Raw genomic sequence first — 23,048 nt, 5'->3', positions numbered from 1 at the left:
CCGGTTCGTACGATTTATTATTATTCATTGTTCGCAACCCTGAATGGGTGAGTACGCGCTGGCCCTAACGATGGCTGATCGCAGGGCCGCCTGACAGGTCGGGTTATGCCGTGTGTTATCCCTAGAAGGGATAAGGCTGGTCCGACGGCTCCACGGTGACCCATTTCACTTCGGTGAACTCGTCGATCACGGCGCTGCCATCAAACCGGCCGTAGCCGCTGTTCTTCATGCCGCCATAGGGGGCTTGGGGTTCGTTCTGTACCGTCGCGCCGTTGATATGCAGGCAGCCAGCGTCCAGACGACTCGCCAACTCCAGCGCGCGGCTGACATCACGGCTGAAGATTGACGAAGACAGTCCATACGCAGTGTCATTGGCGACTGACAGCGCCTGCTCCGCCCCCTTCACCCGGACGACGGTGGTAACCGGTCCGAAGGTTTCCTCATCGTAGATATCCATTGACGAATTGACGTGATCGACCAGCGTCGCGCTCATCAACGCCTGCTCCGCCAAACCGCCCGCCACAATCCTTGCGCCCTTGCGGGTGGAGTCGCCGAGCAGTTGATTGATGCGCTGGATCGAGCCCTGGGAAATCATCGGCCCGATCACACAGGCTAGCGCCGAAACCGGGTTTCCTGTCTGCTGGCCGCTGATACGCGCGGCAAACATTTCGACGAACCGGTCCGCGATCGTTTCGTCAACGACGAAGCGCTCGGTCGACATGCAGATCTGCCCCTGATAGAGGTACGCGCCAAACACCGCCGCGTTCACCGCGCCGTGGAGATCAGCGTCGTCGAGAACGATAAAGGGCGCCTTACCGCCCAGCTCCAGTAGGCGCCGCTTGAGATATCTGGCGCTGGTCTGCGCAACCATCCGCCCCACATTGGTCGAGCCCGTAAAGTTGATTCGCCGCACAGTGTCGTGAGCAATCAAGGCTTCGGTAACGGCCGATGCGTCCTCGGGGGCCGAAATGATGAAGTTCAGAACGCCGGGAGGAAAGCCTGCTTCATGGAAGGATTGCGCCAGCAGCTCGTGAGTACGCGGACTGTTCTCCGAGCCTTTGAAAATCACCGTATTGCCACACGCCAGCGGGTAGGCAATCGCCCGGGCGCCCAATATCACCGGCCCGTTCCACGGGACGATGCTCAACACGGTGCCCACCGGCTGGCGGAGGGTCATGGACAGGGTCCCGGCTTTGTCGTTCGGGATGGTTTCACCCTTGATCTGAGTGGTGAGTGCCGCAGCCTCACGCAATAGATTCGCAGAGGCCCCCACGTTGAATTGCGCCCACAGCTGTGAGGCGCCGATTTCTTCTGCCATCACGCTGCAGAACGTCGCCATCTTGCTTTCCAGCACGTCGGCCGCCGCCAGCAGCAGGCGACGACGTTCGGTCGGTCCAACCCTGGACCAGGTCTTGAACGCGTGTTGCGAGGAGGCCGCTGCCCGCAACGCATCTTCAATGCCGCACGCTGCCCCTTCGGTGACCAGTTGCGCGCTGACAGGGTCCATTCGGCGGTAGGTTTTGCCGCTGGCGGCGTCCTGTTTTTGGTTGTCGATAACCAGTTGCACATTCATCGTTCGCTACCTTTATGAGTCAGGGGTTCAGGCCGGATCGGTCGCTGTCGGCATGCGCAGGATGGGCTTGATCGTGATTCCGCTTTCGCTGTCAGCCATGGCTTCGTTGATCTGGTCAAAGGAGTAGAAGCGGCACAGTTTGTCGAAGGGAAAGCGGCCCTGCAGATACAAGTCGACCAAGGTGGGGATGAATGCGTTGGCGACGACATCGCCCTGCACGATGCCCATGATTCGTTTGCCGGGAATCATGACGTCGTTGACGTTGAAGGCCACTTCCGTGCCCATCTTGGTGGCGCCAACAATGCCACAGGTCCCCAGGGTGGTTACCGCGTCAATCGCCTGTCGCAACACTTCCGCGCGGCCGAAACATTCCAGGCTGTAGTTGACGCCACCGCCGGTGATTTCACGGATGCGCTGCACGGGGTCCTCGTCCCGGCTGTTGATGACATGGGTCGCCCCCAACTCAAGTGCCATTTCCAGCCGACTGGGGGTGACGTCCACCGCGATGATGGTAGTGGCGCCTGCAACCCTGGCCGCCATCACCGCTGCCAGGCCTACCGCGCCTGCACCGAATGCGGCGAAGCTCGCGCCTGCCTCCACCTTCATGGCCTTCAGAACGGAGCCTGCGCCGGTCTGAATTCCGCACCCCAAGGGGCCCAGCAGTTCCAGCGGGGCGGCTTTGGAAACCTTGACCACGTTGCGTTCGCTGGCGACGACGTACGTCGAAAACGATGACTGACCGAAAAAATGATCATGGATGGGGGCGTTCCCGTCGCAGCTGCACGTCGCCGTGCTGCCATCCAGACGACCACCGCCGAAGTTGAGCGGGTGCATGTGGGAGCAATGGGCCGGGTGTCCGGTCTCGCACGGCAAGCACAGCCCACACGACATGTACGTCATCACGACGTGGTCGCCGGGCGCGACAGTGGTTACGGCCGAGCCCACTGACTCGACCACGCCCGCGCCTTCGTGACCCAGAACGATAGGCAGTGGCGTGGGAAACAACTGATCGCGCACGACCATGTCGGTATGGCACACGCCTGTCGCCACCACGCGCACGCGGACTTCGTCGTTGCGCGGGGCGCTCAGCTCGGCCTGCTCCAGGCGCAGGGTTGCGCCTGCCTGACGCAAGACGGCGACAGTGATTTCAATAGGTTTTGACTGACTCGGGGACATGCGGTGATCCTCTTTTTTATTGTCGACCGGGGTGTGGAATCGGTTGTCACAACGCCGGCAGTGCCCGCACACGGTTGCTTCGCTGCTCGGCCGTTTTATCCAGCGCCGGGCGCAGCTGGAAGTCGAACGTCATCTCTGCAAACCGCCCTTCGACCTCCTCCCTGCGGCCCTGCTCGGTGGCTTCGACAAAGCGGACCTCGCCGATCAGTCCGTCGCGGGTGGCGTAAGCGAAGTCATCCCAGAGGTAGGCATCGTTGGACAGGTTTATCTGGGTGGTCAGATGCTCATGCCCTGGCGCAGACACGAAAAAATGGATATGCGCCGGACGTTGACCATGGCGCCCAAGCTGGTTCAGGCATTCCTGAGTCGGACCTGACGGGTTGCACCCGTACCCCGACGGCACGATGCTGCGAAAGCGGTAACGCCCCTGCTCGTCGGTCACTATCCAGCGACGCAGGTTGTAGGCGGACTGGCTTTTGTCGAAGTGAGAGTAGTTGCCTTTGGTGTCCGCCTGCCAGACGTCAACCCATGCTGCGGCAATCGGCTGGCTCTGCAGGTCAACCACCTTCCCCTCCACGAACATGGCGGTGGCGGCATCGCCCTCGGCGCCGTCGTCCAGCCGTGCATAGCCTTCGCACAGGGGGGCGCCGGCGACATAAAGCGGCCCTTCGATGGTACGCGGCGTCCCGCCGGTTCGACCGGCATGTGTCTGTATCGCGTCGTTGCGCAGGTCGAGGAAGTGCTCGATGCCTAGCCCTGCAGCCAAAAGGCCGGCCTCATTGCTTGCACCGAGCCGGTTGAGGTATTCGACCGCCGACCAGAACTCGTCATCGCTGACGTCCAGCTCCTCGGTCAGGCGAACGGTTTCCTGCAGCAGCCGGAAGACGATCTGCTTGTTTCGCGCGCTTCCCGCGGTGTTTTTCAATCCTGCAGCGTCCGCCAGAAACGCGAGAACTTCAGGCGTGTTTGGGGAGCCTACAGAATTCGGAAAAAATCGTACGATAAGCTGAATCTGCTTGAGTGCGCTTCTTTTCCGGTGCCTCCTATTGCCCAGAATTACCAGTAGTCAGATTTAATGGGGGGCTGTGCCGTAATCGCCGGAAACTCCGTCGGAAAACGTCAACAGAGCGGTTTCCGGCTGATTTTGCTATCCGACACGGTATTCCGTATATGTTTTGGCTGCTCAATGAGGCCGTTTTCGGCTTGTTAAAATCCCGTTTCTTAGGCGACCGATGATAGTGGGAAGGTGCGTCCCCACATGAGTCTCACGGTGAAATGACTTGCATTAATGCAGGTTTTATAGGGATTTCGACGTTTAAAAAACTTTGGCGTTGGCCTACGTTTGCAAGGAACTGAATCCATCCCAGATGCCACACAATACGGCCATTTTAATGAAAATTTGGTGTATGCGTAACTTCATCGTTAGCGGTTGAAAACCTTTAAAAGCGGCAGTGAGCCAACGCCAATCCGAGAGCTTATCGCTGACGTTGAATGCATATCCACTATCTTGTACAGAGAACTATGCTATGGGATGTTTCAACGTTACGGGTGCCAGTGGCAGAGCGAACAACTATGTTGTCGAGCGCCACGAAGATCGGAGTTCGATAGGGCAGGAAAGCCCCAGGCAAGAGATTGCCGATAGTCCGCTGAGTCGATCTGGCCGCTCCTCCAACAGAACCTCTCCCCGCGTATCGCTGGACAGGCTCAGGGCTTTCAGTCCCCCAGGCGGCGCGTCAGTTGGCGCTTTGAGAAATTGGTTCTGGCAGGGACAGGCTGTTCAACATCTGCAACAGCTCAAAGCGGAGCTCGACAACGGTTCGAGCATTCGCGAGCTGTTGGACGGACCTGGATTTGGCGCCTTGCTGACCCATGTGATCGACGATATCGCCTCGATTTCAAACGCGGAAAACCTGTCGCCGATCGAGGCCGCAGAGGCGCTCAGGCAAGCTATTAGCACCGGGCGCGGGGCGAACAATATGGATATAGGTTTGAAAAACGTTCTGCAATTCGGACTTTATGCGGTCAGGGAAAAACTGCAAGGGGAAGCCGAGCTCGCCGACTCGATGCGCACACACCCGGCTTTTCAGTCTTTCCCGGTGGCCCACACCTGGAAATTTTGCATTGAGCAAGAGCGTTGGAATGATCACGGTGCGGCATCCGGCATGCGATTTGACAACGAGCCCGGCTACATGGGTGGTATGTCGCGCGGCTTAAAATTCGTCATCGACTCGGAAGCGGGTTCCTCGTCCAGGAAAAAAGGCGAAATCGATGCTACTTGGGTGGAGAATTTGCACGACATCGCTGTCAATGGCGTGTTCCAGCGCAGCGTCATGCATCCTTGGCAGTCCGGCGTCGATGCCGACGAAGCCGTGAATGCAGTCGCCGCCCTTACCGCGCCTGGCAGCAATATCAGCGATAAGATCAGTAGCGCAGCGTCGGCAATCTACCATTTGCCGCATCACCTAATGCCATTGGCGGGTGGGTATCGACACAACGAGCTGATCCAGTTCGGCCTGGATCACCCCAAGAATCTGACTCCGGCCGGGCTCGGCGACCTGCAAAAGTTCCAGTCCCGGTTCGCCGGGTGGGCTGAGTTTCGAAGCAGGGATAATCGTCCGATCGACTGGGATGAGGTAGAGCGCGGCAACGCCGGGGTTACTTGGGCGTGCCCGGGAAAAAGCCGCAAAGAGGTTACGAAGCTGGTGCAAAATGTGCTCCGAACGCATTATCACGAGATAAAAAGGACTACCAACGCAGAGGCCGCACTGCATGTGGTGGCACGAACGTGCGCCACCCTGGAGCGCGCGCACGTGTTCATGGATGGCAACGCACGAACTTTCGGTTGCCTGCTCCTCAACAAACTGCTGCTTTCCGCAGGTTTATCACCATCCATGGCCCCTGATGCCAACGAATTCGACGGCTACTCGAACGAAGAACTGGTGGCGCGGATTCGGGAAGGACAGGATATGTTCCGGGCACATTGCCAAGCCTAGCGATCGTCCGCGCATTGCCAATGATCGCTTTTTGATGTACAGGCATTTTAAAATGCTTATGCATCAAGCTGAGGCTATAAAGGAGGCGTTATGCCCGATCGTGGGAAGCGGCTTGCTAGCGGAGTTATCTGTCTTCGCGGGTGTGTCACAGGCGCAGCAGCGAGATAGTCGATTCGACTATCTCGCAGCGCATATCGTAATGACCAACATGGATTCGGCGTACATCCCGCGGTTCAAATTCTTCAAGTCGCTGACCAATGCGCGGATTGGTCAGCAGCGTGGTAGGTGCGGCGGTAAGTTGCTGCACTGTTCGTGCGGCGGCAGGCTGATTCACCGAGGCCAGACACTCGTATAATCGGGTAAGGGGAGCCTAGAGAATTCGGAAAAAATCGTACGCTAAGGTTTTCCGAGCTGTCGTAACGGCCTGAATTTACCGTCTTCCAGCTTGCGGCTCTGCCGCCAAACGTAATCGCCGGTCAGGTTGATGTGCTCCCAACCCAACGGCGACAGGTATTGGTAGAGGGCTTCCCTACTTATACCGAACTCACGGGCCAACTGGGCTTTCGGTTCCCGGAAGCCCAGTTGCCGGACTGCGACCGCCTGTTCGTCGGACAGGGTCTTCTTGCGAGCCCGGTAAGCTCCACGTTACTTGACCAGGATGCCTTTTTCGGCGGACTGCACTGTATAGGAATTTTGAAATCCCTATACATCGAGCAGCGTCACTCCACACGCTGAATAACCATGCTCTCCAATTGCAGGTGCCCATTCAGTCGACTGCCGTATCTGGTCATCAGATTCTGGAACATCAAAGGCAACTCCGGTAAAGTGGTAGAGAACTCGCCATAGTTTGGATCAAAGAGGTTCACACTGCCTTCGGAGCTGGAAGCAGTGATGGCATGCCTTACACGCTTTCCATTGTTTTCAAAGCACAAGCTGATCAAATGGGCGCTACCATCGCGCGCAATTTTTTGCAATGCGGTCGATTGCCGATCCGCATGGAATACCGAGGGTTCACCTACAGGCTGCAAATCTTGACTTCGCAAAAGGGTTTTGCGCGCCGATATTCGACCTGCTTCTCGCTGATCCCGCGACCCGCTCACTGAACCTGCTGCATTTTTGTATTGGTTCTGGATGTCCGAAGCATGGTCAAGATCCAGCGCCTCCATTCTGTAACTCGCCTCCCCCTCATCACGCAATCGCAACCATTGGATTGCCAAGCCCATACAAGATTGACTAGCGTTCGCATTATTCAACGCTGCAATTCTATAGTTAAATACTGCGTCGATATCCGCCTCAGAGGACTCAGCAGAGGACACGTCGTCATCTGAACTACTCAAGGCCTTCGACGATGAACAGCCGCGTTCAACAGATTGGTGAGTAAGTATTTCTAACCGATGAAGACCAGCCCCTAACCTGACCCTCGTTCTGCCACGTTGACCGATGCTAGTAGCCTGCTGCTTGTCTTCCTCCGCTGTCGAAAAGCTCTGCTCGAGCCGCTCTCTGGTTCGGCGCGACAACTCCGTGGACCGTAGCAAAAGCATCTCACGCCCGGCTGGAGCCGTCGAAGTAGGCGGTACCTGCGGACTGTTCGAGGGTCTAGCGCTGCTCGAGTCGCGAGCGCTCGCTCGCTCAGACTCTGTGTACCCACCTAAATAAGCGCCAGATGCCCCTGCTCTGTTGATAACCACCATATGCTGATTTTCTCCGCTTACTGGCTTGCAGGGTAACTGACCCTGCAAAATTAAAGTGTGTGGCAACGAGCAAGGAAAAGTTCCATCTTGATGCATAGGCATTTTTAAATTCCTATGCATAAGGTCTGTCGCCCCCGTCGAGACCGCCGCTTGGATGTACTCATGGCTGGACTTGGAACTGGGTGACGGGAATTTCTGGGATTCCGGCTTACAACCCCGACCTGTATCAGTACCTGTCGCCGTTGGGTTGGAAGCACGTGAACCTGACCGGCGATTACGTCTAACGGCAGAGCTGGAAGAGCGTAAGTTCAGGCGTTACGACAAGTCGGAAACCTTAGCGTACGATTTTTTCCGAATTCTCTAGGCTCCCCTGTTTGCAATACCGACAGCCATGAGGTGGCTCCTTTTTTATAATTGAATGTGAGCAATTGGCCCCGGGACCGGGGTTATCAGCGAACGGCGGCGGGTTGCCATCCGAGTTGAGCACGAGCGCTCGCCAGGTCGTTTTCCAGGTCGTGATGCCAGGGCCAGTCGAATCGGTTGGCGAGGGTTTTCGACAGCAGGGATGGGGCGGCGCCGACCTCGCGATCACGCCACTCATACAATTCACCGGCTTCCCAGGACGTACGCTGAACCCTGCACGCGCGCGGCCTGCGTACTTCGTCGTAAACCTCAAGCACGCGCTGGACGCTGCCGGTGTTCACCTGAGGATCTGCCAGTAACCGCGCGAGCAGCCAGGCATCTTCGAGACCTTGACCGGCTCCGGCGCCTTGATGAGGCAGCATGGCGTGGGCAGCGTCACCGATCAGGCCCACGCGAGCGTGGACATAACCGGGCAGCTCTGCCAGGTCATGGAGCGCCCAGAGGGTCGGTGCAGTAATGCACTCCAGCAGAACCCGGACCGCGTCTCCCCAGTCCGAAAACGCGTCGAGCATCTCGGCTTGGGTCGTGTCTTTCACCCAGGGTTTGTCCCGGGGCCATTGCGGCTCGGGAACGCTGCGATCTGAAATAAAGGCCACCACGTTGGTCAGCCGGCCCTGCTTGATTGGAAAGGTGAGGATGTGGCCGTCCAGGCCCAGGTACATCTGCGGAACATTGATCAAATGTTCGTCAATGCCATTGGCGCGGTAAGCCGCCCTGAGGGTCTCGCTGTCGATCATTCCACGATAGGCGCAGGTGCCACTGAACCGGGGAGCCACAGCAGGCTGGCCCAGACCTCGCAGGACATGATCGCGGATCGAGGACTTGATGCCGTCCGCTGCGATTAGCAGATCACACGCGTGTTCAGTTCCGTCGGTGAACCGGATTCGAACGCGCTCGGCGAGTTCTTCAACCTCGACCGCACGCTTATCGAAACAGGCGATGCCGGCCGGAAGCTGGCACGCAAGAGCGTCCAGAAAGTCGGCTCTGTGAACTGACGACTGACCCACGCCCGGCGCGACGCTTGCACCCAGATAACCGGCGTCCTCGCCACGACGCCACTCGAACCAGATGTCCTGCCAGGGTTCAGGGGTACGGTCGGCAATGCGCCGATAGGGCTCACCGATGCCCAACCCTTCGACGGCACGCACGGCGTTGGCGCCAAACGACACCCCTGCCCCGACTTCACCGAATGCGGGGGCGGCTTCGAGCAGCTGAATATCGAGATGAGGATGGCGGCACAAATCCAGCGCAAGCGCGACGCCTGCAATACCGCCACCGACGATTGCGATCTGTAGTCTTGATTGAATACTGCTCATGGGAGGGACCTGCGTTTTGTTTTTGGAATGTCCCGATCATGCCCATACCCAGGGTTATTGATAAATGGCGTAACATGCATAAAATCTATCACCAGCATGAATAGCGGCTCTGGCTTGGGCCTTAAGCCCTGCAATTGTAGAGATTAACGCTACCCACTTTATAGTTTCAGGCGGTTTATCACTAGTGTGATCTACACTAGCATGGGCTCATCTGATGGCCCGAGCCTCGGGCCTTTTCAATACCCAAAAGGAAAACATCATGCCCGTCGTACGCGTTAGCTGGTTTGAAGGAAAAGAGCACGGTCAGAAAGCCACTGTTGCCGCCGAGATCACTGAAAGTATCGTGAAAAACACCGGCACCCCCGCCGAATACATCTACGTTATCTTCGAAGACGTAGCACCGTCCGACTGGGCAGGTGCCGGCAAGTTGTTTGGTGAGGCGCCTGCCAAACCCTGATCTGTTACAGCGTACTCAGTGCATCGGCTAAGCCAGCGATGCATCCTCCCAGGCGTCACGCACGCTCTTCGACGGAAGATCCTCCCAATGCATCCTTATATTTCCTGCCAGTTCACCCTGGCCATCAAGCCTGGCGACTTTCCGGAGTTCAAAGCTCTGATTGCACGCATCGTCGAGGCCACCAAGCAAGAACCTGACACGCTGGTTTACGAGTACAGCGTGAACGAAGACCAGAGCGTCGCCCACATCCTTGAGCGCTACAAGGTGGAGTCCGTCGTCAGCCATGTGGACACAACCTTCGCCCCGTTCGGCGCGCGCTTTCTGAAGTTGTGCACCATCACCAGCCTCATCGTGTACGGCACGCCTGACGCCGAGATCCGTAAACGCCTGGATCCGTTTGGCGCTGTGTACATGACGCCGTTTGACGGCTTCAGCCGTTAAAAGGATTGGATGACGCGCACTCTATTCCGGACGCAGAGGCTGTGTTCAAGGCAGCCCAAGGCCGGCGGATTCGAGTAATTGTGCAATGGTCTGCGAGATATGACGGACCACCGGGTCGCCGCGACTGTCCGGGTGCATGGCGACCCAGATGTCTAGGTCAAGCATAGGGATGCTGCTCTCCAGTCGGGTAAGACGTGGGTCGGCGTCCCCGAGAAAGCACGGTATTCCTGCCACGGCGATGCCGGTGCAGGCGGCCTCGTACTGGTGGCTCAGATCCGCCAGTTCGCAGGCCAAACGCTTGGAGCCAATGACTTCGTACAGCCATCTTTTATGGGCGAAGTCTGCTTGCCTATTGGTATAGCCAATGAACTCCCACTGCTCGGCATCTTGTGCATGGGGATAATCGCAACCGGCATACAGGGCGAACCGCATCTGCCCTACCTTCTTGATGATGTCTGTGTCTTCGATCGGTAGCGCCAGTCGCAACGCGAGGTCTGCTTCAAGGCGCGACAGCGAGGCCACGTGAGGTTCACTGAGAATACTCAGCTGAACGAGCGGGTGCAGGCGCGCCAGTGCAGCCACATGTGGGGCCAGGAAATGTCTGGCTAGTATCGGCGGCGCAGTGATGGAGACCTTTGCTCTGACAGTTGTGCTGGAGGCCAGGCACCTGCGTTCAATGGCAAAAGACTTCGCTTCAATGTCCAGCGCATCCTGCAATATTTGTTGCCCTACCCCTGTCAGGCGGGACTCGCGCGCAAGTCTGTCCACCAGCCGAACATTCAGTGCTGCTCCAGCGAGGCCAGTCGACGACTGACGGTAGCTTGGTTGACACCCAAGACACGCGCCGCGCCCTACAAACTGCCCGACCGCGCAATCGTCAGAAAAAATTGAAGATCTTCCCAGTTCATAAGCCATGCAAATATGCATTGATGGTCAGCGGAGTTTAGTATTTACGCATTGACTGCCAACCGATACTTTCCATCCACTGCCTCAGCATTGTGACGATAGAAACCATGTCAAAAACCTCATCCCTGGCTGCCATTCAGATCGCAGCCTGCCTCGGATTCCTCGTGGTCCAGCTTGATGTCAGCGTCGTAAACGTCGGGTTGGGCGCGCTGAAATCCGCTTTCGATACAAACCTCACGGGCCTGCAGTGGGTCATCAACAGTTACGCTCTGGCGTTCTCGGCACTGTTGATTCTTGGCGGTGCCTGGGGCGACACGTTCGGCGCCAGAACCGTATTCGCCTCGGGGTTTGCGATTTTCACGATTGCCTCCATCGGCTGTGGCCTGTCGAACAACATGAGCATGCTCATCGGCATGCGGATCGTTCAGGGTGTCGGCGCGGCGTTGTTGGTCCCGACGTCCCTGACGCTCATACGGCTGACATTTGAAGACCCCGATAAACGCAGGTCTGCAGTCGCGATGTGGGGTGCCTGTGGAGGTATTGCCCTGGCTGCGGGCCCGGTGATGGGCGGCCTTTTGATCGAATACCTGGGCTGGCGCAGCGTTTTCTGGATCAACGTACCCATCGGGATTCTGGCGATCGGACTGGTCATGCATTACGCCCCGCCATCGCCGCGCATTGAACGGCAAGTGGATGTTCCGGGACAGATCAGCATTGCCATGTGCCTGGCATCGCTAACCTACGGGCTGACCGAGCTGAGCGGACAGGGCTGGGGCATCGAGACTTTTTCGGCCATGGGACTTGCAGTGCTGTGCGCGATCGCATTTGTAATGATCGAGCGTCGGCTAAAACACCCATTGCTACCAAAACGTCTGGCCAGCAACCGGGTGTTGGCAACCACCGCTCTGGCCGGAGCCGCTATCAACCTCACGTTCTATGGGACGGTGTTCGTATTCAGCATCTACTTCCAGTCGTTTCTGCACTACGACGCCTTCAGAACGGGGATTGCGTTCATACCGCTAACGGCAGTGCTGACCGTCTCCACCATGATTTCGTCGCGTATAGCCAAACGGGTGGGTGCGACGCGGATCATTACCGCAGGCTTCCTGATTCAGGTACTGGGCTTTCTGGCGCTGTCCAGGGTCACACCCGATTCATCGTTGTTGTACTTGAACATTGCCTTGATGGTCGTGGGTATAGGCAGCGCCGCATCAGTGCCGTCCATCACCAACTCAATGTTGTCGTCTGTCTCCCGGGCCGATGCCGGCATGGCCTCCGGCCTGATGGCCTCTGCGCGGCAGCTGGGAGGAGTCGTCGGCGTGGCAGTGTTCGGAGCGATGATTACCAGCACCGAGCCCGCTGCGTTTTCTCACGGTTTGTCCAGGGCAATGATCGTTTGCGCACTGGCGCTGCTGTTCTGCCTTGCTGTGAGCCATTGGGTAACCCGCTCGTCCCGGCTACCCGTCGCTACGTGAATATCTCGGCGATTGATTCGTCCGTGGAACTTCAAGGTTCCCGCAACAACCACTGCCGCATCGCGGGAGCCACCACACCGCACAACCGCACACTATTAATCAACGCTCCAGGAGTGCCCCATGAGCAAGCCCGACGTATCCATTGAAAACATAAGTTCCAAAGTCCGGATTGAGTATCCCGACTTTTCGACACTGCCTGAACCGGTCAGGGAAAAGTTTGAAAGCCTGCCGACAAAAGTTAACTTCTTCCGGATGCTGGGTTACAGCGCAGGGGCATTTATACCGGTCATTGATCTGACCAACGCCATCTTCAGGGATCTGACGATCTCCGATTATCACAAGGAATTGTTGGTATTGCTGGTGGCTGCCCATGAAGACGTCGCTTACGAGTGGGAGCAGCATGTTTCCATCGCTCAGGTGGCAGGCGTTCGGCCGGATCAGTTCGTCGCCATTGCAGAAGGCCGTCTCGATGATTCCGCCGCGCTCAAAGAAGACGAACGCGTACTGCTTCGTTTCGGACAAGCCATTCTCGAAGGGCAAGGCACCGGGCGTGCTGTTCAAGCACGCGCAGCAGCACTTCTCGCTTGAGGAGTTGAGCGACGCAGTCATCGTCATCGGTTACTACCGGATGGTATCTGTCTATCTCCAGACTTTCGACATCGAGATCGATGCGCAGAAGGATGGCAGCTGGATCAAAGGTTGATGGCCACACCCGCGCCATCGCCCCGACCCTTTCGCCATTTGGCGACAGGGTACTGGCCGTCGCAACTGGACCTGCCCGGTACAGGTCTGCCCCGACCGTGATCAATCACACAATGTCGTCAACCACACCGCCGTCCACCCTCAACGCTGCTCCCGTGGTTGCAGAAGCCTGAGGCGAGCACACATAAACGACCATGTTGGCGACCTCTTCCACGGTGGCAGCCCGCTGAATGATCGAACTTGGCCGGTGCTTCTGAATGAATTCCCTAGCAACCTCATCAAGCGACTTGCCCGTACGCTCCACTTCGCTTTGCATCATGGCTGCGACGCCATCGGAGAGTGTCGGCCCCAGTAGAACACTGTTGACGGTCACACCACTGCCGGCAACACGCTTGGCCAGGCCTCGGGCCAATCCTAGCTGCGCGGTTTTGGAAACGCCGTAGTGAATCATGTCCGCCGGGATGTTGCGCGCAGACTCAGAGGCCACGAACACCACCCTTGCCCAGTTCTTTTCCACCATAACCGGCAGCAGTGCGCGGCTCAGGCGTACGCCTGACATGACGTTGGTCTGCCAGTAGGCGTCCCACACTTCATCTTCGGTCTCAATGAAATCCTGGGTGCCATAGATCCCCGCGTTATTGACTAGGATGTTGATATGTCCTGCACCCTGAAGCAGCGTTTCGACACCGCTCGCAGCGCTCAGATCAGCGGCCACGCCGCTAATGGTCGCGCCCGGCACAGCGCTCGCCAGTCTGGCGACTGCATCTTTTACAGAGCCTTCACTCCGGCCATTGATCACCACCTCGGCGCCTGCTTCGGCAAGGCCCTTGGCAATCGCGAAACCTATGCCACCGGTTGAACCGGTGACCAGCGCACGCTTGGTATCCAATTGAATTTTCATCTTTACTCCATCGCGTCCGGTTGGGATTGCCCCATCCTGTTAAAGCTTCCACAGCTGAATTTAGAGAATTAATACTGTCGCAACCGACATAAGAAATTCGGCGGGTCCAGCCTCCTCGGAAGAAAGCGCAAAACTGTCGAAAGGTGTTGAAACGAAGCTTGGCCGCCAAACACTAGTGAATCAAGCTGTCGCAGCCAACAACCAAGCCGCTTCGCGCTGTTCGGCGTTGGCTAGAGAACAGCGGGTGTCTGTCCTGGCCCGGCAATGGCAACGTTTCTGTATTGGCCGCAAAGAGAGATCCGCGCTTACCGTACCTGGCGCTTTATACACTCTTTAACATGGTGGTCCCTGTAGAGCAGAAAGCGCCTGTATCTGAGGGAATACCGACTGGAGTTTACGAACGGCTCGCTGCGGGAAATCCAGATGATGGGCGAAGACGAATGGGTGCTGTTCGATCCGGCCGACTGCATCACAAGATGATGGGGGGCCGGACTTGGTGAAGCAGGTCGTGGTCGGGCCCGACACAACATGTTTCGGCTCTTCGAAAGCAAAGCTCGGCGCCGGTCTGATAGAACGTCTGGATCGCCATCAGGTGTGGTTGATCCTGCGCCCAGATATGGATGTTTAAAGAGGCCGTGACAAAGCCCTGTTCAAAATTGAAGGCTGTCAGTGCTTTCATTCTGCGTTTCATCGGCGTGACCACGCGCTGGGCCAGCACCACTTCGCGCAGCGCATCGACCAGAGGCTGCAACTGCACGCCGGTTTGACCCTCCCACTGCGCCAGTGTCGAGCGCGGTATGGCCAGGCCGACACGGCCGAAGATCTTTTCGTGTCGACGACGTTGATTTCCCCACTCATTTGATTGATGTTTTACTAAGCGATCAGTGCGCCAGTCTAGGCGCTTGGCCTAATTACAGGGAGACGGCTATGCGCTTGTCCGATTTCTTGATCGAAAACATCAAACCCATTGTTCAAGAATGGGAAAGTTTCGCTCGTACCCTGCCAATCGCCGTCTGTAGACCCTACTGCAACTCCAGGGGCAGCCCTATCGCTCGAATCATACGTCGGGGTTCATATCTGGAGTTGAGCAAGCGGCAGACCACGGGCTTCTCCTATCATTTGGGCTAACAGGTGGACGGTTACACCACCGCAGCACATGATCTGCACTCGCTAGCCCTTTGAGGTAAAACACCACACCGCTTAAGTATTCAGCGGTTCTGCGCAATAGATTATCTCGCGCGTTGCCGTGCTTAAATATTCATAGCGGGGTTTAACGTAAGTCCCTAAATATCTAGCTGCGATTAGTGGCCGTTTTTGAGCATGTGCCTGGCTGTCTGCACCAGCTGATCCAAACTCCAAGGCTTTTGCAGGAATGCGACTCCGGCAGGCAGGTCACGGCTCACCTCCGTTCCGTAGCCGGTGGTCACTATAATCGGGGTACTTGGCCAGCGCTGATGCACCATCATCGCGAGTTCCTTGCCATAAAGCTGGCCTGGCAGAGTAGAATCGGTGATCAGCAATGCACAGGGGATTTTGGACTGCAGGAGGTGCATCAAGGCTTCGTCAGCGCTGAAAAATCCAATGGAGTCAGCACCAAGGTCAGTAAAGATTTCCACGATCAACCGATGCATCAAGGGATCGTCTTCGACAATCACCACGCTACCACTGACGGGCTCTTCCGTCGATGAAACCGAAATTATGGGCATTGCGTTCCTTGCTTTGTCGCGCTGAGCACCTGTTGAAGCACGCTCGATAGCTGCTCAACAGAGTAGGGCTTATGCACAAGCTTAAAACCTGTTGCGCCATTCTGCGCAAGTACATGGCTGTAGCCAGTACCACCGGCAAATCTGAGTACAACCGTTGAATTTCCTGGCCTAAATCGATTCCGCTCTTGCCTGGCATGACCACGTCAGAAAACACGATATCAAATCGGCGAGCATCCTTTGCTAATTCGGCAAGTGCCTCCTGGGCGTCGTGAGCCAGGAAGGTAGCATAACCGAGGTCAGTGAGCGATTGGACTGTGAAGATACCTATATCAATGTTGTCCTCTACCACCAATACGCTTGTCCCATGTCCGTTAATGAGCGCAACAGGAGTAGGAGCGTTTAAGGTTTCAGCTGGCTGGAATACGCGAGGCAAATACAGAGTAAATGTGCTGCCTTGACCGATCGTGCTTGTCACCACGATTTCGCCGCCCGATTGTTTCGCGAAACCAAAAACCTGGGACAGTCCAAGCCCGGTCCCTTTGCCTACGCTCTTGGTGGTGTAGAACGGCTCAAAGATCTGTTCCAGATTTTCTGGGGGGGATACCGGAGCCGGTGTCACTGATCGAGACAGCAACGTAATCGCCAGCAATGGCAGGATGCGATCGCACGGCAGGCAATTGCTTTGCAGCCTGGACTCGCAACGTGAGACGCCCCTGGCCTTGCATGGCATCCCGTGCATTGAGAGCCATGTTCACCAATGCGGTATCAAACTGATTGGTGTCGGCACGGATAAAATGATTTTGCTCAGGGAGATCAAGACTGATCTCTACTTGAGACCCACCATGGTACTTATTATCCCTGCCAAGGCTTTTACGCTGTCGCAGGCGACAAACACTGAGGGCTTCAATGCTTGACGCCTGGCAAAAGCCAAAAGCTGTGAAGTTACTTTCGCCGCCCGCTCAACGGTGTCCGAGATAACGGACACATACCGAGCCCGACGCTCATCGGCAATGTCCGGCCGTTTGAGCATATCCGTAGAGGATTTGATCACTGTTAACAGGTTGTTAAAGTCGTGGGCTACACCGCCAGTGAGCTGACCAATGGCCTCGAGTTTCTGAGATTGGCGCAATGCTTCTTCTGCTTTAGCCAGAGCCTGCGCGGCGTCATACTCAGCCGTGAAATCACGTCCTACCGCGTTAATTTGCTGGTCATCCGGCTGGGTCGACCATGAAATCCTTCGGTAACTGCCGTCCCTGTGACGGAAGCGATTGTAAGCATGTCCACTAGCCGACATGTTTACTGCTTTGATTGTATGGTCCAGGTCCTCGGGGTGAATCAGTTCGAAAATGGTCCGACCAATCAACTCATCCGTCTGCCAACCTAACAAAACAGTCCACGCGGGGTTGACAGCGGTGATCAACCCTTCAAATGTGCACCGAATCATGATGTCGGAAGACAGTAACCACAGCCTGTTTCGATCCTCGGTGCGCCGAGTCACCTCAGCTTCGAGCCGAGCATTCAGCTCCTTCAGCTGTACAACCGCCTGCGCGCGATCTCCTTCGGCTTTATCCCTTTCACGATCGGCCAGGATCTGCTGAGTCATTTCGGTAGCAAGGAGCAGGACGCCGGCAAAACCACCGCTCTCGCCCTGTATGGGGGAAAAGCTGTAGGTCCAGACGGTCTCCTCATCATGGCCATGCCGGTTCATGGTCATGGACAACTTCTCGATGGCAAACCCTTTACCAGTCCTCAGCACTTCGGCAACTTGAGGACCGAGGACGGGGCCAATGTCCGTCAGGACGTCAGGCATAGGCTGTCCGAAAGCCGAAGGATGCCGATCCCCCAACGCGAGACCATAGGCATCGTTGTACAGAAGCCACTGCCGTTCTCCCCAATATAATGCAGCGATGCCTTTGGCGTTCAACACCAGCGACAGTGCCGTGCGCATAGAGGCTGGCCAGCTGTTGTAAGCGCCCAGAGGAGTTAGAGACCAATCGGTTCCTCGCACCAGGTCACCCATTTGGCCCCCACCGATCATGGGTAGAGCGTCCGAAGTCAGCTTTCCCCTTGAGGAAGAAACGAATTCATCAGCAGGGGGTATGAACATACCGGCTTAATCCAAAGAGGTAGGGTGGCATTACGAGCATAGGCTACGCAGCGGTGCGTCCGCGTAGTACAGGCGCCGAGAAGGTATAGGGTAAACGAATATCTGCTAGTCAGACCCATTCTAGACGCCAGGGTTCGGGTAAAACCTATTTGCCTGGATTTACGGCCCAAGCGCATCCCTTTAAAATCCCTCGTATTCGTCAGGCTTCACTGCTAACTCCCAGGACGGATCTGGACGGCCATGACAAAGGCTCTCAATCAAAACGAAGGCCCCCCGTCATAGAGGTCATTAATGTCCGCTGATCATTACAATGCTGCGCCCGTCCCCCCCCGAGCAAGGAGCGGCCAACGCCGAAGAGTTGGCTTACCGACTCCGTCAACAGCAGCTGACGGCAGATTTTGGACTGCTCGCCTTGAAAACCCACGAGGCAGGGCTGTTGCTTCAGGAGGCTACCCGTTTGTGCAGAAGGCATGTCCACCCTGCTCTGCAAGGTCATGGCCTTTCAGCCGCAAGAGGGCGACTTTTTAATGATCGCCGGTGTGGGCTGGAAACCTGGATACGTAGGGCATGCACGCGCAGGAGCCGATCTAGAAAGCCCGGCGGGTTTCGCTTTTCAGACGAGACGAGCGGTCATTTCCAACCACCTGCAGGCAGAAGCGCGTTTCCGCACACCACGAATCCTGGCTGACCATAACGTGAAGCGGGCGATCAATGTGGTTTTACTAGTCGCGGATGAGCCCTATGGCGTACTCGAAGTGGACAGTCCGCTCGATGGCCGATTCACCGAAGCCGATCTGGCATTTATGCAGGCCTTTGCCAATCTCCTAGGCGTTGCGTTGCAACGTCAGAGCTATGAAGACGCACTGCGGGCTAACGAAGAGCAATTACGACAAGCCCTTGAATACCAGCATGTGTTGACGCAGGAGGTCAGTCATAGGGTCAAGAACAGCTTGGCAATTGTGGCGGGTTTGCTGCGCGTGCAGAGCAACAGCTCACCGTCCGCAGACCTTCGACAGGCACTCGACGATGCAGAAACGCGGGTATTGACCAATGCGCAACTGCATGACCGTTTGTGGCAAACGGGCGAAGTGCGAAGCCTGAACCTGGAGGATTTTCTGAGGGAACTTTGCGAGAAATTCAGCAGCTCCGCGTCGACCAAAATCCTGACATACGAAGCTCCTCCTGTAATGATTCCCACAGATGACGCGATTCCTCTAGGCCTGCTGGTGAACGAACTGGTCACCAATGCAGTGAAATACGCCTCTCCACAGAAACCAGGCGATGTAAGCATCAGCATCAAGCCCAACGGCGATCGTCTACGATTGGAAGTTCGTGATCGTGGCCCGGGGTTACCTGAGGGTTGGCAGCAGACGAAACCCGCTAGCTTGGGCATGAAACTCATCTCTCGCTTGAGCAGGCAGCTGGGAGGTGAACCTCAGTGGGAAAATGCTCTTTCTGGCTCACGCTTTACCCTGGAATTCTCTGCTTGATTATTCCGAGGTTCTGCCGGGTTGCCTCAGACTTTCTATGCCGAACCATCAAACAATGGTTCACGATTTTCAAAAAATCGCGCGATGGTGTTAGCAGTAATTCTTCAGCAAAGAAATCATGTAATTATCGAGCGCAGCCTGCTCGCATATGCCCTAGAGCACGAGGCGGATATCGCCAAGATCCAGGCTTGGCTGGGCCATGCCAACATCAGCACGACGAGGATATACGATCGGGGAGAAAATAGACCTGAGGACTCACCCACCTATAAAGTAAAGTATTAATAGAAGGGCTTCATTGACCAAGGCCCTCGCATTCGAGAAATCCTATTTCCAATAAAATTGACCGATAACCTCAATGGCAAGTCCAGTCAGTTACCCGAAACTATATGAAGCTGACAATGGGAGCCAGCGATTGTACGGGGGGCAATGAGTTACAAGAAAATGTATCCGGTTGAGGACGTCCAAGATAATAGCCTTGAGCATGGTCATAGCCTATATTACGCAGTAATTCGAGATCCTGAGCGGTCTCAACGCCTTCCGCCAACACCTTGAGACCAAAGGCATGCCCTAGTTTCAAAAGGGCCAGCAATACCTGCTCGCGTTGGGATTTGTCTTCAATTCTCAGTACCTGACGGTCAACCTTCAAAGAATGGAATGGAAGTTTCAGGAGATAAGCTAGATTGGCATGACCTTGACCGAAGTCATCCAGAGCCAGTCGTACGCCCAGGTTGCTGAGACCTGAAACTGTACTCAATAGTTGATCATTTATACGGAGAGGAACTCCTTCGGTTATTTCCAATATTAGGCGATGCCCCGCGAGACCATGCTTAAGTAATGCACCTGCCACTTTCATTGGAAAATCGGTGTTGGCAAGCTGTATAGGTGAAAGGTTTACTGATATGTTTACAGCGTCATGCCAGCGGCTGGCCTGTTCACAGGCTTTATCCAAAACCCAGTCACCTACATCATTAATCAGCTCACTACGTTCTGCCATTGCGATGAATAAATCAGGTGGCACATTTCCGAGCTTGGGATGCTGCCAGCGAATAAGGCTCTCATAGCCATTGAGCTGATAAGGTTCTAGTTGATACAGCGGTTGGAAGTGCAAGTCAAATTGGTCTGTTGCTAAGGCCTCTCGGATATCCTCCAATCTCAGAAGCGACTCATCGTTTTGTGGAAATATAAATCCTGTATCCTCTAGACGATTGCGGCCACCTCTTTTAGCTCGATACAGCGCTTTGTCAGCCTGATCCAAGAGTGAGGTACTATCGGTTAACTCACTACTCGCACTGTGCGCTAACCCGATGCTGACAGTGATAATCGAGATGCCGTCTGTGCGTCCTAGGTGGGCGACGTTTAGTTCACGTATGGTTTGCAATACGTGGTGAGCGATCCTGCGGGCTTCATCATGGGAGGTATCTGGCAAAACGGCAATGAACTCTTCACCGCCGAATCGTGCTACGGCACAAGGCGAAATGAAGCAACTGCCTAGAGCAGTGGCAACAGCTCTCAAGCACTCATCGCCGATGAGATGTCCATAATGGTCGTTAAAGCGTTTGAAATGGTCTATATCGATCAAAAGTACCGCACCCTCGGACTGTCCATCCAAATGATTTGTCGTAAGTGCGTCCAGTTGCGGTTGGATGTGCCTACGGTTAGCCAGACCGGTCAGCGCGTCGGTCTCTGAAAGACGCTGCAAGTCACTATTGGCATCGGTGAGAGTAGAGGCTCTGGTTTCTTCGCGCAGCCAATATAGGTAACTTCGCCTGGCCTCGGCGTTGGACCAGTAGTTGCCAAGCAATGAGAAAAAGGATGAGGAGCCTATAGCGGTTATTATCAGGCCGCCAGCGCTCAGGGAAATCGGGGCTATATGCACACCCCAAGCTGTGATGGTCAAGCAAAATATGTTATAGGCCAAGGCAACATTGAAAGGACTTTTCATGCACGTGTTAACATAAATAAGCATCAGCGGCCAACAAAACATGAACAGTGACTGCTCACCCGAAACAGGTTGCTCACCGTTAATTACTACGTTGTAAGCAATTATAAATCCGGTGTATGAAGGCAACATGGAGACGTACTCTCTCCAGCGCTCCGATAACCTTTTTAGAAGCAACACCCCCAGCAGAGTGCTTGGTACGCATGTTCCGACCATCTGCAAAATTGCTGATGCCAGCTCCTTCGGATTTATGATCACTATCCATAGTGAAAAACTACTGAATGTGAAACTTCCCAAGATCAAGCACAGGATCAGGTGGTGCCGGCGGGTAGTATGGATATCGCTCTGATAACGTAGTTCCAACTGCTCAGAGAAACGTGCAGCGCTGGTTTTTTTCTCGAGTTCTCGGTCAATCAGGCTAGCGTCTAACATAGAAATTCCACAGCATGCACTAGTAAGGCCTTGTTATGGCTATAAGCCACCATTCTACCTTGCTGCAGATGTCGAGCCACTGAAATCTGCCCAGTGGTGGTTTCCGAGGTCATTTTTTGTAAAAGCGGACCTGTTTGATGATCAGCTGCTGCAGGTGAGCGACACTCAGGAACGCTGCGGAATCCAGCGCCTGAAGGTTCACGGCAAGGGCGGCAAGGTGCGTTACCTGCCCTTGCACCGGTGATCTTGCCGATCCTATGCAACCTGTTACCTCAATGCCATGCATCTACACGTGCCAGGTGGCGGTTAAGTGACTACAGAGTATTTTGGCGGTTGTTTCTACAGATCAGCCCTGTTTTTTGGATGGCACTGGTGTAGCCTGAGTTTGGAAAGCTTTCAGGAACATATCTAATGTGGAAGACCGATTCTCCGGGTGCCACGCTAAGGCAAGTTCAATTGATGGCGACTCTTCGACGAGCGATCGTGCTACTACTCCTTGAGGGAATAATTGGACTGAATACTCTGGTAGTAGACAGATGCCACCGACTGAGTTGATCAGAGAGAGGGCCATCATAAGATTTTCTGAATGATAAACGTTGTGTAGCTCGACGCCGTGCAGGCTGGTGAACGCTTCAATGACATCATGAAGTACCGGGGAGAGCTCACGCGAAACTCTTATAAATGGTTCACCTAGTAGTTGATTGAGCTGAATGCTGCTCTCCGTCGCCAGAGGGTGACCCTTAGGCATTGCGACGATGAGTTTTTCACGCCTTAGTATCTGGATTTTGAGCCCAGCCGCCTGGGGTGAAGGACGGATAAACGCGGCATCGATCTGCCTTTCCTTAAGTTTTGCGATAAGGGCCGGAGAAGATAGGCTCTGCATACCTAGCTCGACATTTTCTATTTTTTCGTGAACAGCATTAAGTACATGGTTTAACAGTTCTACCTCGACTCCTAGCACGAACCCCAGTGTCAAGCGAGAAGCTTGGCTATTCGACACCTCCCGTGCGCGCTCTACAGCACGATCAGCCTGTGCCAAAGTCAAGCGAGCCTCGTCCAAGAAAACTCGGCCCGCAGCAGTCAGTTTGACGTGTCGGCTATTGCGCTCAAACAGCTCCGTATTAACGTAAGCCTCAAGGTCACGGATCTGTCGACTTAGGGAAGGTTGGACCGTGTGCAGGCGTTTGGCAGCGGCAGTGAAGCCCCCTGTCTCTGCAACAGCCACAAAATAGCGGAGATGACGCAGTTCCATGCCACACACCCATACCTGAAAAGTATCAGTCTAGAGAAACAAAGTACTGGTGAATAGCGTGGATGATT

Annotated in this window: 20 protein-coding genes and 4 pseudogenes; 8 read left to right on the top strand and 16 right to left on the bottom strand. The window is 55.5% G+C overall.

The features are described from left to right. Positions 1-121: 121 nt before the first annotated feature. Genes KBY08_RS19640 through catA form a run of 3 tightly spaced genes read right to left on the bottom strand, consistent with a single transcriptional unit; the run spans position 122 to position 3,752 of the window. A complete protein-coding gene (locus tag KBY08_RS19640; RefSeq protein ID WP_225651243.1) occupies positions 122-1,573 on the bottom strand; it encodes an aldehyde dehydrogenase in 1,452 nt (483 codons plus the stop codon). Between the two features lie 27 nt (positions 1,574-1,600). Continuing rightward, on the bottom strand, positions 1,601-2,749 hold the full coding sequence (locus tag KBY08_RS19635) for an NAD(P)-dependent alcohol dehydrogenase (RefSeq protein WP_024642054.1): 1,149 nt from the start codon (positions 2,747-2,749) through the stop codon (positions 1,601-1,603). Between the two features lie 46 nt (positions 2,750-2,795). Continuing rightward, positions 2,796-3,752, bottom strand: a complete 957-nt coding sequence (gene catA, locus KBY08_RS19630) for a catechol 1,2-dioxygenase (RefSeq protein WP_032607580.1) — start codon at positions 3,750-3,752, stop codon at positions 2,796-2,798. A gap of 742 nt (positions 3,753-4,494) precedes the next feature. Between catA and KBY08_RS19625 the strand changes: the two genes are divergently transcribed. Next, on the top strand, positions 4,495-5,742 hold the full coding sequence (locus tag KBY08_RS19625) for a hypothetical protein (RefSeq protein ID WP_046236261.1): 1,248 nt from the start codon (positions 4,495-4,497) through the stop codon (positions 5,740-5,742). Between the two features lie 145 nt (positions 5,743-5,887). Here KBY08_RS19625 and KBY08_RS19620 read toward each other — a convergent pair. The 4 genes and pseudogenes from KBY08_RS19620 to salA form a co-directional block, all read right to left on the bottom strand. Beyond that, positions 5,888-6,106, bottom strand: a pseudogene (locus KBY08_RS19620) (type II toxin-antitoxin system RelE/ParE family toxin); the annotation flags it as partial. Between the two features lie 143 nt (positions 6,107-6,249). Then, positions 6,250-6,387: pseudogene (locus KBY08_RS26435) on the bottom strand (helix-turn-helix domain-containing protein); the annotation flags it as partial. A 74-nt stretch (positions 6,388-6,461) separates the two neighbouring features. Beyond that, positions 6,462-7,283 (bottom strand): C58 family peptidase, encoded by an 822-nt coding sequence (locus KBY08_RS19610; RefSeq protein ID WP_024660461.1) that lies wholly within the window; start codon positions 7,281-7,283, stop codon positions 6,462-6,464. A 599-nt stretch (positions 7,284-7,882) separates the two neighbouring features. Next, a complete protein-coding gene (gene salA, locus KBY08_RS19605; RefSeq protein ID WP_024642050.1) occupies positions 7,883-9,172 on the bottom strand; it encodes a salicylate 1-monooxygenase in 1,290 nt (429 codons plus the stop codon). A gap of 259 nt (positions 9,173-9,431) precedes the next feature. Between salA and KBY08_RS19600 the strand changes: the two genes are divergently transcribed. Then, entirely contained in the window at positions 9,432-9,629 is a 198-nt protein-coding gene (locus KBY08_RS19600; RefSeq protein WP_024642049.1) for a tautomerase family protein, read from the top strand. A gap of 87 nt (positions 9,630-9,716) precedes the next feature. Continuing rightward, the gene (locus KBY08_RS19595) at positions 9,717-10,070 is read left to right on the top strand and encodes a putative quinol monooxygenase (RefSeq protein WP_104684219.1); all 354 of its coding nucleotides are present in this window, start codon (positions 9,717-9,719) and stop codon (positions 10,068-10,070) included. Between the two features lie 45 nt (positions 10,071-10,115). Here KBY08_RS19595 and KBY08_RS19590 read toward each other — a convergent pair whose 3' ends face one another. After that, the gene (locus KBY08_RS19590; RefSeq protein WP_225651242.1) at positions 10,116-10,985 is read right to left on the bottom strand and encodes a LysR family transcriptional regulator; all 870 of its coding nucleotides are present in this window, start codon (positions 10,983-10,985) and stop codon (positions 10,116-10,118) included. A gap of 98 nt (positions 10,986-11,083) precedes the next feature. On the opposite strand from KBY08_RS19590, the gene KBY08_RS19585 reads away from it, so the two are divergent. The 3 genes from KBY08_RS19585 to KBY08_RS19575 all read left to right on the top strand — a co-directional run bounded on the left by KBY08_RS19585 (position 11,084) and on the right by KBY08_RS19575 (position 13,154). Further along, entirely contained in the window at positions 11,084-12,451 is a 1,368-nt protein-coding gene (locus KBY08_RS19585; protein ID WP_046236264.1) for an MFS transporter, read from the top strand. Positions 12,452-12,571: 120 nt separating this feature from the next. Continuing rightward, positions 12,572-13,039: a carboxymuconolactone decarboxylase gene (locus KBY08_RS19580; RefSeq protein WP_225650028.1), complete on the top strand. Its 468-nt coding sequence runs from the start codon at positions 12,572-12,574 to the stop codon at positions 13,037-13,039. Next, on the top strand, positions 13,002-13,154 hold the full coding sequence (locus KBY08_RS19575) for a hypothetical protein (RefSeq protein ID WP_225650026.1): 153 nt from the start codon (positions 13,002-13,004) through the stop codon (positions 13,152-13,154). The genes KBY08_RS19580 and KBY08_RS19575 overlap by 38 nt, the downstream gene beginning before the upstream one ends. A gap of 105 nt (positions 13,155-13,259) precedes the next feature. Here KBY08_RS19575 and KBY08_RS19570 read toward each other — a convergent pair whose 3' ends face one another. The 6 genes and pseudogenes from KBY08_RS19570 to KBY08_RS19550 all read right to left on the bottom strand — a co-directional run bounded on the left by KBY08_RS19570 (position 13,260) and on the right by KBY08_RS19550 (position 17,708). Next, positions 13,260-14,054 (bottom strand): SDR family NAD(P)-dependent oxidoreductase, encoded by a 795-nt coding sequence (locus KBY08_RS19570; RefSeq protein WP_024642046.1) that lies wholly within the window; start codon positions 14,052-14,054, stop codon positions 13,260-13,262. A gap of 469 nt (positions 14,055-14,523) precedes the next feature. Next, the gene (locus KBY08_RS26885) at positions 14,524-14,733 is read right to left on the bottom strand and encodes a hypothetical protein (protein ID WP_371834314.1); all 210 of its coding nucleotides are present in this window, start codon (positions 14,731-14,733) and stop codon (positions 14,524-14,526) included. A gap of 4 nt (positions 14,734-14,737) precedes the next feature. Beyond that, a pseudogene (locus KBY08_RS19565) lies at positions 14,738-14,889 on the bottom strand (IS66 family transposase); the annotation flags it as partial. A gap of 466 nt (positions 14,890-15,355) precedes the next feature. Further along, positions 15,356-15,760 (bottom strand): response regulator, encoded by a 405-nt coding sequence (locus KBY08_RS19560; RefSeq protein ID WP_024642044.1) that lies wholly within the window; start codon positions 15,758-15,760, stop codon positions 15,356-15,358. Next, positions 15,714-16,394, bottom strand: a complete 681-nt coding sequence (locus tag KBY08_RS19555; RefSeq protein ID WP_225650024.1) for a response regulator — start codon at positions 16,392-16,394, stop codon at positions 15,714-15,716. Before KBY08_RS19555 ends, KBY08_RS19560 begins: the two co-directional genes overlap by 47 nt. A 192-nt stretch (positions 16,395-16,586) precedes the next feature. Next, positions 16,587-17,708: a PAS domain-containing protein gene (locus KBY08_RS19550; protein WP_225651241.1), complete on the bottom strand. Its 1,122-nt coding sequence runs from the start codon at positions 17,706-17,708 to the stop codon at positions 16,587-16,589. Between the two features lie 629 nt (positions 17,709-18,337). On the opposite strand from KBY08_RS19550, the gene KBY08_RS19545 reads away from it, so the two are divergent. Both KBY08_RS19545 and KBY08_RS19540 read left to right on the top strand, forming a co-directional pair. After that, the gene (locus tag KBY08_RS19545; RefSeq protein WP_197709712.1) at positions 18,338-19,357 is read left to right on the top strand and encodes a sensor histidine kinase; all 1,020 of its coding nucleotides are present in this window, start codon (positions 18,338-18,340) and stop codon (positions 19,355-19,357) included. A 150-nt stretch (positions 19,358-19,507) separates the two neighbouring features. Further along, positions 19,508-19,639 (top strand): annotated as a pseudogene (locus KBY08_RS19540) (integrase); the annotation flags it as partial. 100 nt (positions 19,640-19,739) lie between these two features. Here the strand turns inward: KBY08_RS19540 and KBY08_RS19535 are convergent. Together KBY08_RS19535 and KBY08_RS19530 are read right to left on the bottom strand one after the other, a co-directional pair. Next, positions 19,740-21,728: a putative bifunctional diguanylate cyclase/phosphodiesterase gene (locus tag KBY08_RS19535; protein ID WP_024660464.1), complete on the bottom strand. Its 1,989-nt coding sequence runs from the start codon at positions 21,726-21,728 to the stop codon at positions 19,740-19,742. Positions 21,729-22,074: 346 nt separating this feature from the next. Further along, a complete protein-coding gene (locus tag KBY08_RS19530) occupies positions 22,075-22,980 on the bottom strand; it encodes a LysR substrate-binding domain-containing protein (RefSeq protein WP_024642041.1) in 906 nt (301 codons plus the stop codon). Positions 22,981-23,048: the final 68 nt, after the last annotated feature.

This window comes from Pseudomonas sp. P135, assembly GCF_020312125.1.
Classification (GTDB): domain Bacteria; phylum Pseudomonadota; class Gammaproteobacteria; order Pseudomonadales; family Pseudomonadaceae; genus Aquipseudomonas; species Aquipseudomonas fragariae.
This window is presented reverse-complemented; position numbering and strand designations above follow the sequence as displayed.

What these genes read in the sequence shown, in the direction of transcription:
- KBY08_RS19640 (WP_225651243.1), bottom strand. Translation starts at nt 1,573, where the DNA reads ATGAATGTGCAACTGGTTATCGACAACCAAAAACAGGACGCCGCCAGC.
- KBY08_RS19635 (WP_024642054.1), bottom strand. Translation starts at nt 2,749, where the DNA reads ATGTCCCCGAGTCAGTCAAAACCTATTGAAATCACTGTCGCCGTCTTG.
- KBY08_RS19610 (WP_024660461.1), bottom strand. Translation starts at nt 7,283, where the DNA reads ATGCTTTTGCTACGGTCCACGGAGTTGTCGCGCCGAACCAGAGAGCGG.
- salA (WP_024642050.1), bottom strand. Translation starts at nt 9,172, where the DNA reads ATGAGCAGTATTCAATCAAGACTACAGATCGCAATCGTCGGTGGCGGT.
- KBY08_RS19600 (WP_024642049.1), top strand. Translation starts at nt 9,432, where the DNA reads ATGCCCGTCGTACGCGTTAGCTGGTTTGAAGGAAAAGAGCACGGTCAG.
- KBY08_RS19595 (WP_104684219.1), top strand. Translation starts at nt 9,717, where the DNA reads ATGCATCCTTATATTTCCTGCCAGTTCACCCTGGCCATCAAGCCTGGC.
- KBY08_RS19590 (WP_225651242.1), bottom strand. Translation starts at nt 10,985, where the DNA reads ATGGCTTATGAACTGGGAAGATCTTCAATTTTTTCTGACGATTGCGCG.
- KBY08_RS19585 (WP_046236264.1), top strand. Translation starts at nt 11,084, where the DNA reads ATGTCAAAAACCTCATCCCTGGCTGCCATTCAGATCGCAGCCTGCCTC.
- KBY08_RS19580 (WP_225650028.1), top strand. Translation starts at nt 12,572, where the DNA reads ATGAGCAAGCCCGACGTATCCATTGAAAACATAAGTTCCAAAGTCCGG.
- KBY08_RS19570 (WP_024642046.1), bottom strand. Translation starts at nt 14,054, where the DNA reads ATGAAAATTCAATTGGATACCAAGCGTGCGCTGGTCACCGGTTCAACC.
- KBY08_RS26885 (WP_371834314.1), bottom strand. Translation starts at nt 14,733, where the DNA reads ATGAAAGCACTGACAGCCTTCAATTTTGAACAGGGCTTTGTCACGGCC.
- KBY08_RS19560 (WP_024642044.1), bottom strand. Translation starts at nt 15,760, where the DNA reads ATGCCCATAATTTCGGTTTCATCGACGGAAGAGCCCGTCAGTGGTAGC.
- KBY08_RS19550 (WP_225651241.1), bottom strand. Translation starts at nt 17,708, where the DNA reads ATGCGCACGGCACTGTCGCTGGTGTTGAACGCCAAAGGCATCGCTGCA.
- KBY08_RS19545 (WP_197709712.1), top strand. Translation starts at nt 18,338, where the DNA reads ATGTCCACCCTGCTCTGCAAGGTCATGGCCTTTCAGCCGCAAGAGGGC.
- KBY08_RS19535 (WP_024660464.1), bottom strand. Translation starts at nt 21,728, where the DNA reads ATGTTAGACGCTAGCCTGATTGACCGAGAACTCGAGAAAAAAACCAGC.
- KBY08_RS19530 (WP_024642041.1), bottom strand. Translation starts at nt 22,980, where the DNA reads ATGGAACTGCGTCATCTCCGCTATTTTGTGGCTGTTGCAGAGACAGGG.